The sequence below is a fragment of the Nesterenkonia sp. PF2B19 genome (genome assembly GCF_001758425.2).
Lineage (GTDB): Bacteria > Actinomycetota > Actinomycetes > Actinomycetales > Micrococcaceae > Nesterenkonia > Nesterenkonia aethiopica.
Genome location: NZ_MDSS02000075.1, coordinates 1 through 15,657, shown reverse-complemented (window position 1 = coordinate 15,657; position 15,657 = coordinate 1). Strand labels below are relative to the sequence as shown.

Below are 15,657 nucleotides of genomic sequence, written 5' to 3'. Positions count from 1 at the left end.
GGGTCTGCTGAAGGTTCGGTTGACTTCCTGACTGCTCGAGCGAGCAGAGAGGATAGTCACTATGCCGAAGATCTACTCCGAGGAGTTCCGCGCTACCGCGCTGGAGCTCCTCGATTCCGGGATGACCCAGCAGCAGGTCTGCGAAGATCTGGGACTGTCGAAGTCGACCCTGCAGCTATGGGTGAAGAACCGCAGGATGATCCAGCACGGTTTCGAGCCGTCCGAGACGGTCGAAGATCGCGCTGAGCAGACCAGGATGCTCCAGCGCATCCGCGAGCTCGAGCAGGAGAACAAAGTTCTGCGTGAAGCCGCGGCCTATCTCTCGCAGGCGAACCTGACAATCGGCCGCACCCGCCCAAAATGATGTACCCGCTGGTCCGCGACCTTGCCGCCGCCGGTGTCCCGGTGACGGTGACCTGTCGGGTACTGGGCTTCTCCAAACAGGCCTTCTACAAGTGGAACGCCGCCCCGGTCGCGGCACGGGATCTGGAAGAGGCGCATCTGCTCAATACCGCCTATGACATCCACGCCGACGACCCGGAGTTCGGCCACCGGTTCATCGCCGACGAGCTCACCGCCGCCGGCTATCTGGTCTCGGAACGACGAGTCTGGCGGCTGTGTTCGCAGCAGAGGCTATTCTCCACCACGCAGCGCACCAGGCGCGGCACGGCGAAGAAGCCTGGTCCTGCGGTCACCGATGATCTGGTCAACCGCGAGTTCATCGCCGAGGCGCCGAATCGGCTGTGGCTGACCGATATCACCGAGCACCGCACCGCTGAGGGCACGCTGTATCTCTGCGCGGTCAAGGATGTTTTCTCCAACCGGATCGTCGGCTATGCGCTTGATCGGAGGATGAAGTCCGCGCTGGCGGTGGCCGCGATCGAGGATGCCGTTGCTCGCCGCGGCCGTAACGCGGTCGTCGGCTGTGTGGTCCATTCGGATCGAGGCAGTCAGTTCAGGTCACGGAGATATCAGCGCACGCTGGCGGCCCATCGGCTGGCGGGGTCGATGGGCCGAGTCGGTGCTGCCGGGGACAACGCGGCGATGGAGAGCTTCTTCTCCACGTTGCAGAAGAACGTGCTGAACACGCGGTCCTGGGATTCTCGGGATCAGCTGCGCAGGCGGATCATCCACTGGATCGAGCGGACCTATCATCGACGCCGTCGTCAGCGCCGGCTGGGGAAGCTGACTCCGGTCGAGTACGAGACGTCTACACTCAAGACGTCGCGTTGGCGGCGTGAAGCATGGAGTCAACCGAACCTTCAGCAGACCCGAGTTCGACCGGTTGCAGGCCACCACCAAGCAGCAGCAGGAGGCCTACACCCGAGAACGGGAGGACCTGATCGCGGAGCGACCAAGCTACTCCAAGCTCACTACGCCGGAGCTGTGCCGCTGGAGCTGCTGAAGACTGAGCAGGAGAGGATCGCTAAGCGCCTGGCGTTCCTGGAAGCACAGGTCGAGGCCGGCACTCTGGAGTACGAGCAGGCCCAAGCCCATCTGGAGGACTGCCTGGCCCTGGCTGGTGACTGCCACGCGATCTACACCAGCATCGATGACTCGCTGCGCCGCACAGCGAACCAGGCGTTTTTCGACAAGCTCTACATCACAGAGGCCGACGCGGTGGACGGTGAGGCCGGTGAACCCTTCGACATCTTGTTCAACCCCGAGGTCCAGTCCACCGCGCTGCGCCGCAAGCAGAGTGGTCGAGACCAGAGTGGAGATCAAACCGCGAACGTCGCAGGTTTGAACAAGGACCAACTGGTGCACCTCGCTGGGTGGTTCTCAAACCCCCGCAAGCCACTGGTGACGCTGATTCGCCGAGTTCTGCGGGGATCGCGGCGCTCAGTGTCACGTCCTGAGCGTCAGCCGATCGAGGATGTACGCGGCCCGGTCGCGAAGAATTCGCTCCGTCCTCAAACCCGTTGGAGTGTCCCGAATCGGGCTGCGCTTGCCGAGGAGTACGCCAAGGGTGCGCCTGTCGATGAGCTGGTGCGGCGGTTCGGAGTGCATCGCGCCACGGTCCACCGGCTCGCCGCTGAGGCAGGTGTAGCGGTCCGCCGTCGCGGTCTTGATGAGCCCGGGCGACGAGAAGCCGCACGGCTGTACGAGCAAGGCATGACGCTGGAAGAGGTCGCGGCCGAGTTGGGGGTTGGGGATGAGACGGTGCGTACTGCGGTCGTGGACGGTGGCGGAACAATCCGCTCCCGCGGTCGTCGGTCATCTGTCTAGTCGATCTCAAAGAACTGCTCAGCTGTGTCCCTATCGATGTCCCACTCCAGCGCCATCAGTCGCGCTACCGACACAGCTACCGTCAACTCCGTCTGATGACCTTGTGTCATCATCTGCAACAACTGACTAGCGATGTCCCCATTGGCACTTTCGCCGGCCTCTTCGTCAAGCAATGCGTCGTTCAGGGAGTCAAGGAGCTGTGCGATCTGCTCCGTGATCGCATCTCTCGGCGACCGCTCAAGTATCTGCCGTGACTGGATGAAGTCGTGCTTCGCGCTTTCCACGACCTGATCGACAATGCCGTGCGAACGATGAGCCTCTGGCAGCGCCAGTACTCCAGAGGCTACTTGGAGCGATGCGACCGCTGCATCGAATGCGTCTGTCAGTGGGGTCTCGTGCGCCTCAGCGAGAGAACTTGTCCACTGGCCGAGGTTTCCCGCGGGGAGGAGCGATGAGATCAAACTCATGGTGAGCGCCGCGACTGGCTTTCCATTACGGATTGGAACGATTATGAACTTCTCTCCGGGCAGTCCCGCATCCTGGAGTGCAGTGCTGGTCTCTTCCAGCGCGTAGCTCCAGTCGATGAGTGACGAGACATCTATGGCCACGAGGCGCTCGGATACGAGCTGGTACTGGTCATCCTTGGGCATGAGTACCCGAAGCTGCTGACCGAGATCCTTGCCAACCTGCTCCAGTTGAGTCTTCCGCGCTTGCAACTGCCGTCTCGTAAGTCGCCTGGCAGCCTCGGCCGCTCTGCGGAGTGCTCCCTGATGTCCTCCGGCGCGGGCTGCTCGTATGAGCCCGACGTTCACTGACGAGTCTGCCGCCAACGCTGCAACAACAGCGAGGATGTTGTGCAGGTTGTCTTCAATGGACCTGAGACTCTCGGGGAAGGTGTCGTAGCCCAGCAAATGCCACGGCTCTTCTTGGGCACGGCGCAGCGATTTCGCGATCACCTGATCGCTCAGATGTGCGGCGATGGCTGCCGGATTATCCAGAGTTGTCAGCCGAGGGAAAATGTTGCCGGTGAGGTCCGTGACCAGACCGGAGAGCGGATCTGTGATCATCGATCCAGATTCTTTGTCGCCATCGATGTTGAGTAGTCGTTCACGGCTGTTCAAGCGTGGCCTGATCTGTTTCGCTTGATCGTCCAGCGAGTTGATCTGATCCGCGAGTTGATTGGTGTCGATATGCCGAACGTCTGCGGCAGCGAAAGCGTTACCGAGGATGATAGTGAGTTGCGCCGTGGTATCCAGCAGCGGCAGCGCGGCAGCGAGACGTTCTGTGTCGGTGGCGCCAAGGATGGCGTTGGTCACCCGCATGCGTTCCTGGTTCCATGCCACCTCCAACTCGGAGTGGTCATATTCTCGCCGAAGGTGTGTGGAACCTAGTTGGTGCTCGCCGATCTGATAGTCGTGGCCGCCTGGGAGTACTAGCTTGACGTCAACGTGTGTAGTTCTCGGAAAGCAGCGCAGGAGCAGCCTTCCGAGCGCGATCACTCGGTCGTGGGGGTCTCCGTGGACTGCATCAGAGACATGGAGAGAGCGAGCGTAAGCGACGGGCCCGTCAGCAGAATCGATAATCCGAAGCTCACTGATCCATGGATCATGGTCTCTGATCTTGGCCATTAAGGCAGCTTCGCCGCCAGAAGAGTCTACGAATGTCTGCGCGAGACTTGGGTCGATTGAGTTGGCAGTGACCACGAGGTCTGCCACTTGTTCCACGGTTGCGCGCTGCACAGCTTCCAGGAGTGGGCCCGGGGTCGAGAATCTCGATTGACATTCGCTCGCTATCTCGGTCTCACCTCGTCCCAACTCAAATAGAAGGTCGGTCGCGACACGGAGGTCGCCCGTTGTAGCGAGTGCTTCAGCGAAACGCTGAGCACCCGCCGCGGAGATCACGGTTGATCCTCGCGAAGCCTCCGGTGCAGCCGTCATGTCCGAGACTGCACCATTGACCTCGTCCGGGAAGAAGTCAGGAACGGCGGTGCCTGTGATGGCAAACAGTTGAGCAATGGGCTCGTGTGCTGGGGGGACGCCGCGCTGCTGAGCAATGCTGTTCCAGTTGAGTGCTCGCTCGTAGTAGTCGAACAGACGTAGCCCTCGAAGATACGCCGTCAGTTCGACGGCACCGTTTCGTTCGTCCAGTGCTGCGTCGTGGAATAACTGATCCAACTGTGGTTCGTCTCGTAGGGCGTTTGGTATGAACCGCTTGATCTGTTCAGGTTCGAGGGCAGGGAGCAGTCGATTGATCGTGTGTTCGAGAGTGGGTGGAGGCCGGTCATGGATCGCATTTGAGATCGCGATCGATCGCAGTTTATGCACGCCCGAGATTGTTCCGTTGCGCTCCATCAGGAGGTGTTCCTCCGCTAAACGCGCGATAGGTTCTCGGAGTTCAAGCTGCGATACTCCGCATGCCTCCGCGGCTCTGTCGACAGGAATGCTGGCGGACCATTGGTCAGCTGTCGCAATCAGGCTCAGGAGGTTCAGTTCGACGTTCCGTTGCTCCGCGACTCGGCGACGGATCTGTTCTGTGACAACCGAACTGAGTCGTTGACCGCGCGTGAGCATGTGGGTGAACTCAAGAGTGAGGCCACCGGCCTGTTCGTATGCCTCTCTCCAGTAGGGAGAGTCGGTGGCATCTCGATCGCGGAGGCCATTGAAAATCGCTTCGGCAGCATCTTCCTCCAGGGTTACGCCGATGGTGGTGCATCCCGATAGGTCACCAAGCGATATGAGGTCCTCGTGTCGGGAGGTGGAGATGCTGAAGAGCCCTGGCGTCGCCGCCACCTCTTCACGCAGGACTGACCAACCGTCGAACAGGCCTGTGCCGGCCGCGTCGATGAGGAGGCCGATGGGGTTCGCGTCAGAGACTCGATGAGAGCGGCACAGCCGGAGTATTTCGGGTACGTCAGCGGGAGAAAGTCGATTTACGCGGAACCACAAGACGCCAGGGAGCGCCTGCGGGACTGACCAGAGTAGGGCGCTTTTCCCGACGCCGGATGGCCCAGTCAGGATGACCGACGATGTCTCTTGTATCCCGGTTACCGCCTCGCCGATCAAGTCTGCTCGCGGTACGACCAGACCGGCCGCGACATGTCCTGGTTGGGTCGCAACTCCTTCGTAGAAGCGCTCATCGTGCATTGGCTCAGCGTGCGACAAAGGTGAGCACAGGCCCAGGGTGACTGCTGCTTCGAGCGCATCGAGGTCAACTTGCTCGATGAAGTGCTGGCAGCGCCGGGTTAACTCGCTTCGGTCGAGAGACTGTCTGTGCGTGTACTCGGTCGGTGCGTTGAGCGTGGCGATCTCTGCCGCCACAACGCGGAGTTCGCGTGCAAGGTAGTTGAGTGCTGCTGGCTGCAACCTCTCGAAGGTTGCTCCAAGTAGTGTCCTGCTGTCTTCCTCGACTGCCAACCACGAGGCTCCGTAGGCGGTCGTCCCTTCGAGTAGCTCCTGTACCTCACCTTCTTTGAGTCCTCGCTTGAGCGCCGTGGCGCTGATACTTAGTCGTAGTGGCGAATCCTGGCTGAGCGAGTTGCTGAGTGACGTGTCGAACCGTGAGATTCCAGTCTCACCCTCGATGCCGCGCTCGAAGACGACGGTAAGGCTTTCCGATTCACGGCCGCGTTCTCGGTGTCGGAGCCATGCATCCACGATGTGACTACTGGCCGTTCCCACGGGGAAGAGACCAAGATGCTCTCCTCGTGACTTGATCTGAACATGCCGAGATGTCTCGGATTCGATGGTGACGTCCTCGAATCCTTCGGGAACGAGACGCTGGGCTTGAAGATCGCCCGCAATCAGTCGCGCGGCAAGCCAGGCTGCCACAGTGTGTTGGAAGTCGAACCCCCTGCTGGCCCAAGCACCACTTCTCGTTCCGCTCCACTCATCGATGAGGCGGTCCGACGTATCCGGTTCGTCGGGCGGGCCGGAGGGTTTCGAGGGCACAGTGGGCTTCTGGCGGGGTCGCTGCCGCCTCTTCCCTCGCTTCGGCTTCCTACGTGCCACGAGCCAATTGTCTCAGGCCACGCAGACTTCGGACGGAAGCGATGACGCACCAGGTGCGTCGGCCCGCGGTCGAGCGATCGATCCATCGCGGCGAACCCACCCTTCAGGTGACTCACGCTTGCTCGGGTGCGCCCTCCTTGATGGTCAACTCTGCGTCACGGGCGGCGGCTCGGCGCTGGCGTCGACGTGCACCGGCCTCGCGCAGGCGGGCTCGGATGAGCCAAGCGATGCTGGCGGGTCCGAGCCAGAGCATCTTGAACCCGTTCCAGATCGTCAGCAGGACGAGCAGGTGCAGCCAGCCTGGCGCTCCTTGATCGATGAGGCCGATCAGCCAGAAGGCGGCGGCGAAGTACGGGATGGCCAGCAGCATCACTGCCGGTCCCCACTTCATGCCGCGTCTGGTCCGTATGACGTCAGCGAGAATGTTGGTGGGCATGTAGCGGCGCAGGAAGTTCCGGATGTGGATGCTGACCACTATCAGGAGGCGGAACATGTTTGGCTCCTCTCAATCGCACGTTTCACCTGAGGAGGCAGTGCGTTGAGAAGGGCCCGAAGTCGGGCCGACCGCTTGCGGCCGAGTGGTGAGGAAAACCTGCCTCACTCCTACGGTACGCCCGAGTTCTGACATCTTGAAGGGGTCACAGGCGCGGGCCGATCGGCTCATGTGCGATCGGGCGCCGTCCCGGTTCAGCCTGCTGGGCCTTGGTGATGGCCTGTGCGCGGAGGAGAGCGGCGTCGGCGCGGGCATGGTCGATCTTCTGCGCCGCGCTCTCTGGTTCGGGGCCGAGGGGGCGGCTGCTGGTGATCTGATAGCGGTCGCGGTAGGCCGCCACCACTCTGGCATTGCGCCGCCACGCCCTCGCTTCTTTCTCGCCCTCGGGTACCGGGCCGAGCGCAGAAGTCCAGGGCTCTTGGTCGGTGAGGGCGCTATCCAGGACGGTGGTGGTGCGATGCTCGATGAGCTGGCGACGTTCATCGAGAGCATGGCGCATGTCCTCGGTCATCGGACCGTCGGCGGACGGGATCAGTCCGGCGATTAGCCGTGGCGTCTTGCGGGTACGGCCAGAACCGGCAGAGCGTGCAGTGGTACGGGCGACGCGGTGGTGAAGGACGGAGGCGATGTCATCGGCGTCCTCGAACCCGCGCGCGGCGACCAGCCGCGGCAACAGGCGATCGAGGTCGTGATTGTTGGCCTCAGCCCGGCGGAGTTCGGCGGCCAACGCCCCGAACGCGTCGGACTCGATCGCGGCGTTGGCCTGCTCGACGGAGAGACCGGAGGACCGGATCAGGCGGGCCCAGCGGTCGCGTTGGGCAGCGGCGGCAATCGTCTCGTACTCGGCGGCGAGCTGAGCTATCGAACCCCAGTGCTCCTGCTCGGCGGTGATGGTCTCGTGCGCGGACGGCTCCGCACCGACGTGCTGGAGCACCCCGAACAGGACTGAACGGCCGGTGGCGTCGGGATTGTCGCCAGGATGTGGGTGGACGTGGTCATCGGCCCGGTCGAGGATCACATAGGCGCGGTTAGCGTGCTTGCCGCGGGTCATCGCGACATAGAAGTTTTCCCGCGTGCTCGTTGGCTCGACCAGGACGTGTGAGGTGTCAACTGTGACGCCCTGCGCCCTGTGAGCCGTGACCGCATAACCCAGGTCCACGTGATCGGCCACGTAGGCGGCGGGGAGGACGATGGAGCCGCCGAACCGGCGACCGGTCTTCCGGACGGTGACCGAGCCGTCGTCCCGGACGTCGGTAATGCTCCAGGCGTCACCGTTACGCACCCAGTCCTTACCATTGCGTAGACGACGGTTGTTGCTGCGGGTGATGATCGTGTCTCCGACCCCGGCGGTGGTGCCGTCGTTCAGCTCGACCTCCCGACCGGGCTTCAATGTGCCGTCGAGGATCAAATCGGCACGGGCGCGCTGGTTGAGGGTGGTCACGTCGTCGCGGGTCTCGGCGACCAGCACCGACACCAAGCCTCGGTCCCGGTCGCGCGCCAGGCGGTGTAAGCAGCGTCGGTCATCGCCTCAGCATCGCCCTCGCGGATGCGGTCGTGGTCAAGGTAGGTGTCGATCACCTGCGTGCGCCCATGCCGCAGGGCGAGGGATGCGGACTTCTCCCACTCGTTGGTGAACCGGTGCACGTCGACCAGCTCGGGCGCGTCGTCGCGGTCGCCGACGAGGAGTCCGAAGGCACCGCCGGCATCCACGGACTGGAGCTGGCCGTAGTCGCCGACCAGCAGCACCTTCGCTCCGGCTCGTTCGGCCAAGTGCGTGATGCGGTCCAGAGAGAGGGTGCCTGCGAGGGAGGCTTCGTCGATGATGACGAGCTGACCAGCCCGGAAGTCTTCGCCGTGGATGAGGTGGTTCTGCCACCACTTCGCGGTGTTCTCCGTCGCGATGCCGAGGTCGTCGGCGAGAACCTGCGCCGCGACCGCTGAGGGCGCCAGCCCGACCACGGAGCCCTCACCGTGCTCCTTCTCCCACGCCCGCCGCAACGCCGACATTGCCGTCGTCTTCCCGGCGCCGGCCGGACCGACCAGCACATCGAGAACGCGGCCGGAGACGGCGATCTTCATCAGCGCGTCGGCCTGGTCCTCACCGAGCATCCGCCCGTCTTGATCAGGCTTCGTGGTGACCTTCTCGACCGTCGCCACCGGGACGGTCGGTCCGGTCAGGGTGCGGGAGCGGCCGAGCAGCCGGTCCTCAGCGGCAAGCAGCAGCTCAGATGAGAACACCGTCGAGTGCTTCGGGCGGAGCACGCTCGTGCCGTCCACCCGCCGGAACGCCGCCGGGCTGGTGGCGAGGTCGGGCGGTGTCAGCCGCAGCGATGCTTGTTCGGCGGCGTCGGCGATCATCCCCACGACGGCTTCGCGGTCTTGCATGGTGGCGAAGCGCCAGCCCATCGTCTGCCGGGACGCCTCGGCCATCAGGTTCCACCGCCGCCACGTCGAGCGCTTCTCACCCACCACCTCGACCACGGTCTGCCCGAGTTCGGTGATCGCGTCCAAGGGGACGTCATCGGCTCGTAGCAGCAACGGCTTGTCGTTGTCGGTGACAGTGCGTGCCCAGATGGTCGCATCCCCGCCGAGTACGCCAGAAGCACGTGTGCGCCAGTCGGCAGTCAGGTCGGCCAACGACCGGACCTCCTTCTCCGGACGCGTGGACAGAGTGGCTTGCGCGCGCAGCTTCACGATCGTCGCCGGGGACGGTCGCCGCCCGTGCTTGCTCACGTAGTCGGCGATCAGGTGATCGGTCTCGGTGTCGATGTGCCGGGCACGAGTGGAGAACTCGGCCACCAGCTCCTCCGGCACGGTGCTGATCGCCCACGCCGGATTCCGGTCCCGGCCCATGTCACGCGCCTCCCATTCGACGCCGAAGGTGCGGGTCATGTGGTCGGCGAACACGGCCTCGTGCAGCTCCGACAGCGTGACCACGGCGGCGTGCATCGGCCGCCCATCCAGGCTCCGCCACTTGCCGTCGAACGCGGTCTGGACCTTATTGCTGATGACGACGTGGGTGTGCAGGTGGGGGTCGCCGGCGCGGGAGTCGAAGTGGTCGAACGCCGTCGCGACCAGCCCGGTCACATCGACCTGTGCAACGGCGCCGTCGCCGGCGGTTGCGCCTGTGCGGGTGGCTGCAACCTCGCGCTCCATGAATGCAACCACCTCCGCAACCGCGAGATGATGCGCCTCCCCGATGAGCGCCTGCGTGCCTGCGTCGGCGACCGCCCACAACGCCGATGCGGACTTCGGGATCGAGAAGGTGAAGTCGAGCCCCGCAACCGCCCGCCGTCTGCCGCGTTCGGTCTCCTCGGCCTCGATCTGCGCGACCGCCTCGCCCTTCGCGCCCGGACTCAAGCCCCGGTCAAGGTCGGCGATGCGGGCCTCGATCCGCTCCGGCACGGACTTGTAGGCGGGGAAAGCGAGCCCGAGGGGGTCGCCGGTGATCGGGTCACGTCCCATCCCCATCACGAGTTGGAGCTGGGCCTCCGACACCCGATCACCCACCGCGAGCTGACCTCTCCCGAGAGCGGTAATAGCGGAGCCGAGCCACTGGCCCGGCGGTGTCCCCGCCTCCACGTAATACCTCGTCAGCGGGGTCGAGAGCGACCTGTCACCGTCACTGGCAGCGACGGTGCGCAGGAGGTACTTGTATCCGTCGCCAGCGCTCATCACGCGCATCGAGACCGTCACCGCGCCACCGCCTTTCGGTAGGCAGGTGAGCGAGCGACGACGACGCGCAGGCGTCATCACCTTGGGGTGACGTGGGGTGCACGGCCGCGCTACTCCTGGAACGAGACTAGCGGGGTGTTGATCCGAGATCGGGGGCGATGCGGATTGCCGCCAGAATCTGTACGGCAATCTGATCGGTCTGCTCCACGGTGAGTTCAGGAACGTCGCCGAAGTCGGTGCCTCCTCCGCTCAGAGTGCCGGCGATGTGAAAGTGGAGGTGTGGAATGGCCTGGTGCGCTGCTGTGCCGTTGTTCTGCCAAACCGCGATTCCTGGGCGCTCGAACGCAGCGTCGATCGCTGCGGCGGCCCACGCGAGGGTGTCCATCATCGCATGACGCTCGTCGGACTCGGATTCCAACAGAGTCGGGTAATGCCGCACCGGCAACACGAGCAGGTGCCCGATGCCGCGTTGTTCTCTTGTGACGAGCACAGCGATCAGATCGTCACGATAGAGGACCGTGAATGGCCGCACCCCACTGAGGTAGTCGCAGAATGCGCAGGGCTCTTGCTCGGGGATGTCGAGGCTGCTCTCGCTGTCATTCATCCGGCGACCAAGGATCGCAGGAACGCTTGGAACTCGGCACGGTCGATCTTGCCGATCTCGTTCGGATGCACGACGATGCGCAACTCCTTCGAGAACCGTCCGCGCCGGGCGCGAAGGAGGAAGGAGAATGCGATGAGCCTGACGGCGACCTCGGCCGTCAGCTCAGGGATACGGGACTGCCCCTGGCCGAGCAGCGGCACGCAGATCGGCTCTCCGTTGCCGTTGCGATCTACCGCATCCCACACGCTGTCGAGGCTGTCCAGGATGCCTCGGATCGTGCCCTGGGCGCGGTTGTGTTCGTCCATGCAGGTGTACGCGACGCAGTAGTAGCGAGTCGTGCCCTCTCCGTTGAGCACAGCGACGGTCCCGACTGGATAGACGTCTTCCTTGCCGGGCTTCGTGATAGTGCCCACTGGTCCGATACCTGTCAGCGCGGATGCGAGTTCGGCATCAAGTCGCGTCTGTGATCCACCGTAGATCCTGTGAAGCAGGTTGCCTTGAACGCTGCCGTTTTCAATGATGCCCGGCTCTGTGTCGAACGTAGTCGTCATCCCGACTAGAGCTGATGCCTTCTGCTCGAAAAGGTCGCCCTCGACCAAGCGGATGCTAATGCTCTCCGAGGGGAAACTTTGCTCGGGGTCTTTTTGTCGCAGGGAAAACAGCGCCCACCCCACGGCAAGTGCTCCCGCGACGGCTAGAAGCCACCATTGACCGTTCAGAAGATCGGGTGCGAAGAGCGCGAGGGATCCGGCCACAACAGCCAACGCACCCAGGGCTTCCAAGAAGCGCCGGGCAAATCTTCCCGCGTACCGTCGTAGTGACCGCTTGTGGCGCACTACTTGTTCAGCCCCAGGCTCTCATACACGGACTCGTTGTAATTGTGTGGGCCGGTCTTGTCTGAGCTATTGAAGTCAGGAACGTAGTGGTCCAGTGCGTACTTGATGATCGTCGGCCCGAACGACACGGACATCGTGAAGTAGTCCTTGTCAGCGAAGGGGGCAGGAATGTTGGTGCCGCTCTTGCCGCGACGGGCTCCGTCGAGATTGGCGACGACAACAGGAAGGCCAAGGGAGATGATCGCTCCGACCTCGTAGGCGAGGAACGAGGAGCCGTCGCCTCCCTTGCGTCGGGCGGCAGGACTGCCAAGCAGCACGACCTGCTTCGTGTTGTTCAGACGCTCCCGCAGTCGCCGCTTGATCGTCTCAGGCGTGCTAGTGTCACGCGCCTCGTAGATGTCGTGTGCGTTAGTGAAGTCGAATTCGATGTTCTTGTTCGCTCGCCAGGCCGTCATGAGTCGGTAGTTGTGGATGTCTTCGCTGGCGAAGGCGACATAGGTCTTGTTGCGGTAGCTCATCGTCGGGCTCCTGGATCGTGTCGTCGCTGAGGATCGACGGAAACCCGGACCCTAGACCCGATTCTACCGTCGAACGGCGACGACCTCGTTGCTTCTGGGCGCCTCTCCCAGAGACGCCCAGCGCGCACGGGCGGCCCCCTCGCTTCGTCGTCGCGGACACCCCCGAGGGCACGCTGTCAGCCGCTCTGACCTCGACCTGCAAGAGGCGTGACAGCTCCGTGGAGGGCTGAGTGAAGGCCGGGTTGCCCTCCCTGCTCCGGTCCATAGCGCTCGTGCCTCGGCGCACCGTCAGCTAGGTGAGCTGGTCTGCTGAGCAGCTTCGTGCACCTGGCAGGTGATCGGCCCGGCAGCGGGCTCCGTGAGGGGTCTGGGCCGGGACCAGGCAAGCGGTACCCGCAATGTCGCCGGACGCCTCGCGAACCACTCGCCGATGAAGACCACCGGACCCACGCCGCTTAACGGACACAACCGCTACTACCGCTCGACCGTAGACTGATCAGTATGGGCGGCTCATCAGGCAGCAAGTGGTCGGCAGCGCTAGCTGGACGCTGGCGACGACTCGGCGCTACGTTCGTTTTCGTTGTGTGTGCAACCTTCTTGGCTGCGGCATGCTCATCTGCTGAGAGTCCCAGGGTCAATGGTGATACTGCCGCCTGGCTCGCCGAGTATGACCTCGATGGTTTGGATAGTCGCGAGGTCGTTGAACGGCTGGACTCGTTGCTCGTCGACGAGCGACCAGAAGGTCTGATGGCGTCAGTCCAGTCGGAGGTGCTTGTCGTGTCCGACGATGGTGGACGTCAGACGGCTCTTGAGATGCCTGAGGATGAGTTCTATCTCTCTGTCGCGCCCTACGTTGATCAGACGCACGAGTGCCACTACCACGCTCTCACGAGTTGTCTGGGTGAGCTTGGCAACGAGGAGGTGCGGATCACCGTCACCGACTCGGCTGGCGACGCCGTGATTTTGGATGAACTGGTCCGGACGTTCGACAACGGCTTCGCTGGCATCTGGCTGCCCCGTGACATTGACGCGACGCTGACCGTAGAGCGCGGAAATCAGGCAGGGAGCGTTCCGATCTCTACTGGTGCCGATGACCCTACGTGCTTGACCACCCTCCAGCTCGTTTGACGTAGTCAGACGGGGCGGACGCAAGCGCATTGGCTTGCAACGAGTGTGGCCTGTGCTGTGGCTGTCCGTTTGCCAATGTCGTGCGTTGGTACGGGTGCTTGCGTCGCCGAGCGCGGCCACAGGACCCACGCCGTGACTGTGCCGATGACGGCCAAGGCGGCGAGGATGGACCATGCCCACGCGAATCCAGCAGCTGTGCCGATCCATCCAGCGATCGGGTAGGTGACCAGCCACGCGACGTGTGACAGTGAGAACTGCGCGGCGAATGCCGCGGGCAGTTCTGAGGGCTGGGCCGAGCCGCGAATGACCCTCCCCGTGGGTGTCACGATGAGCGCCATTCCGGCCCCGATCACCAACCAGATGGGTGCCGTGACCGCCCAGGAGGCAACATCGGCAGTCGCCATGAACACGGCCGCAAGTACGCTGAACACGAGGAGTATGGCGCCGTACATCATGACCACGCGGTCAGTCGTTCGGTCGAGCACTTTCGGCAGCGCCAACGCGACGAGCAACGTCCCACCGCCCGATATGGCGAGCATCCACGCGACCTCCGCCTGGGTGCCGCCGAGCTGATCGCGAACGTGGTTGACAGTGTTCACCACGACGATGGAGCCGCCAGCGGCGACCACCAGGTTCAGTGCCATGACGCCGCGCAGAGGTGCCGTCGAGGCGAACTTGCGTATCCCGGAGGAAACTCGATCCCACGCTCCGGCCTGGTCACTCTTGCGTGCGTTCGGGACGCGGGTTGAGAGCACCAGCACAGCTGAGACGAGGAACCCAACCGAGGTGCCGATGAACAGCCAGTTGAAGGTGATGAACGTCAGTGCAACCGCCGCAAGCACGGGACTGAGCAACGTCTCCATCGTGTAGGCGACCTGAGAGGCCGACAGCGCTCTGGTGTAGTCCGACTCGTCAGTGACGATGTCGGGGATCGCAGCTTGGAAGGTCGGGGTGAACGCCGCTGATGAGGCTTGGAGAACACCGATCAGGACGTAGATGTGCCACACCTCGGTCACGAAGGGCAGTGCCAGCACAACCAGTGCACGCGCGACGTCGAGGGCGACCAAGAACATCCTCCTGGGGAGGCGGTCGGCGTAGGCCGCAGCAAGTGGCGCGATGACGACGTACATCACCATCTTGATCGTCAATGCCGTGCCCAGGACAGCTCCGGCGTTCTCGCCGGCCAGTTCGTAGGCAAGCAGTCCCAGGGCGACGGTCGCCAAGCCAGTACCGAACAGCGCGATGACTTGCGCGCTGAAAAGTAGACGGTAGTCACGGATCGCGAATAGCCGCATGGTGGAGTGCCTGCCTTTCTGTGTGCCTGCCTGGGTCGTGCCTCGACGCTTGTCTAGAGACTTGCTACGTCATGTGAGCGTTGACTCGTGCAGGTGCGATACGTACTGGTGGACCAGGGGGACCGCGTCGATCCCTGTGAGCGCGACGAGGGTGTCGCCGAGGTGGTGGGCCACGAGTAGGGGTTCGGTGGAGACGACTCTTGTGCTCGTGCCGAGTGCGGGATGGCCTGCACCGGTGAGGGTGTGTCCGTGAACGCGCGCGGAGAACGTGGCAACTGGGAGGTAGGCGCCAGGGTCGTCACCGTGGCCGACGTCGTGTAGTAGGGCATGCGCGGCGTGGACACCCTGAGCGGCAGAGTCGTCCCAGTGGTCGATGCGGTAAGAAGAGTGGCGGGGATAGTGGTGGATGGCGAGACCGCCGGCAGCGTAAATGCGCTGTTCAGGGGCGGCTAGCGTGCGCAGTCGGGTGTCCACGGGTATGCCGTCGGGGCCGCTCCACGGTGACGGTGCTGCGGGGATGGTGCCGTGAGCGACAATCGCCAGGTCGCCGTCGATCTGGGTGCCATCGTCGAGGCCTACGGTGATTCGGTCTGAGTGAGTGCGGATCACTCTCGGGCTCCGCCCCAAGTGCGCGACATGGCGCGGCTTGTGGAGCTGGAGCAGTCGCGAGGCGGTGTGCTCTCCGAGGACACTGGCCCCGGGCAGCATCGTGCGGGCGACGAGGACAGTTTCGTGGCCGGCGTCGGTGAGCAGGGACGCGGTCTCAGTCGCAACTAGGGCATGTCTGACAATTATGTAGCGCCCGTCCTGCGAGACTGAGTAGATGTCGAGGTTCCAGGTGCTCTCCGATGCCCAGTGGTCGATGATTGAGG

8 protein-coding genes and 2 pseudogenes are annotated in these 15,657 nt (G+C 63.5%); 2 read left to right on the top strand and 8 right to left on the bottom strand.

Going from position 1 to position 15,657, the window contains the following annotated elements; translation table 11 throughout:
- Nucleotides 1-61: 61 nt before the first annotated feature.
- Nucleotides 62-1,209: pseudogene (locus BCY76_RS15725) on the top strand (IS3 family transposase); the annotation flags it as partial.
- Nucleotides 1,210-2,225: 1,016 nt separating this feature from the next.
- Here the strand turns inward: BCY76_RS15725 and BCY76_RS17760 are convergent.
- The 6 genes and pseudogenes from BCY76_RS17760 to BCY76_RS15695 all read right to left on the bottom strand — a co-directional run bounded on the left by BCY76_RS17760 (nt 2,226) and on the right by BCY76_RS15695 (nt 12,362).
- Nucleotides 2,226-6,056 (bottom strand): ATP-binding protein, encoded by a 3,831-nt coding sequence (locus BCY76_RS17760; protein ID WP_139827845.1) that lies wholly within the window; start codon nt 6,054-6,056, stop codon nt 2,226-2,228.
- Nucleotides 6,057-6,348: 292 nt separating this feature from the next.
- A complete protein-coding gene (locus BCY76_RS15715) occupies nt 6,349-6,729 on the bottom strand; it encodes a hypothetical protein (protein WP_070162316.1) in 381 nt (126 codons plus the stop codon).
- 145 nt (nt 6,730-6,874) lie between these two features.
- Nucleotides 6,875-10,413: pseudogene (gene mobF / locus BCY76_RS15710) on the bottom strand (MobF family relaxase).
- 118 nt (nt 10,414-10,531) lie between these two features.
- Nucleotides 10,532-11,008, bottom strand: coding sequence for an HIT family protein (locus tag BCY76_RS15705; protein ID WP_070162314.1), 477 nt, complete (start codon nt 11,006-11,008; stop codon nt 10,532-10,534).
- Nucleotides 11,005-11,790, bottom strand: a complete 786-nt coding sequence (locus BCY76_RS15700; protein WP_237090224.1) for a macro domain-containing protein — start codon at nt 11,788-11,790, stop codon at nt 11,005-11,007. Before BCY76_RS15700 ends, BCY76_RS15705 begins: the two co-directional genes overlap by 4 nt.
- 53 nt (nt 11,791-11,843) lie before the next feature.
- The gene (locus BCY76_RS15695; RefSeq protein ID WP_070162311.1) at nt 11,844-12,362 is read right to left on the bottom strand and encodes a TIR domain-containing protein; all 519 of its coding nucleotides are present in this window, start codon (nt 12,360-12,362) and stop codon (nt 11,844-11,846) included.
- A 501-nt stretch (nt 12,363-12,863) separates the two neighbouring features.
- On the opposite strand from BCY76_RS15695, the gene BCY76_RS17755 reads away from it, so the two are divergent.
- The gene (locus tag BCY76_RS17755) at nt 12,864-13,490 is read left to right on the top strand and encodes a CueP family metal-binding protein (RefSeq protein ID WP_139827844.1); all 627 of its coding nucleotides are present in this window, start codon (nt 12,864-12,866) and stop codon (nt 13,488-13,490) included.
- 5 nt (nt 13,491-13,495) lie between these two features.
- On the opposite strand, the gene BCY76_RS15685 is transcribed toward BCY76_RS17755, so the two are convergent.
- Both BCY76_RS15685 and BCY76_RS15680 read right to left on the bottom strand, forming a co-directional pair.
- Nucleotides 13,496-14,785, bottom strand: coding sequence for an MFS transporter (locus tag BCY76_RS15685; protein ID WP_085437897.1), 1,290 nt, complete (start codon nt 14,783-14,785; stop codon nt 13,496-13,498).
- Between the two features lie 69 nt (nt 14,786-14,854).
- Nucleotides 14,855-15,657 (bottom strand): FAD-dependent oxidoreductase (locus tag BCY76_RS15680; protein ID WP_170922731.1); only part of this gene is annotated, 803 nt, incomplete at its 5' end.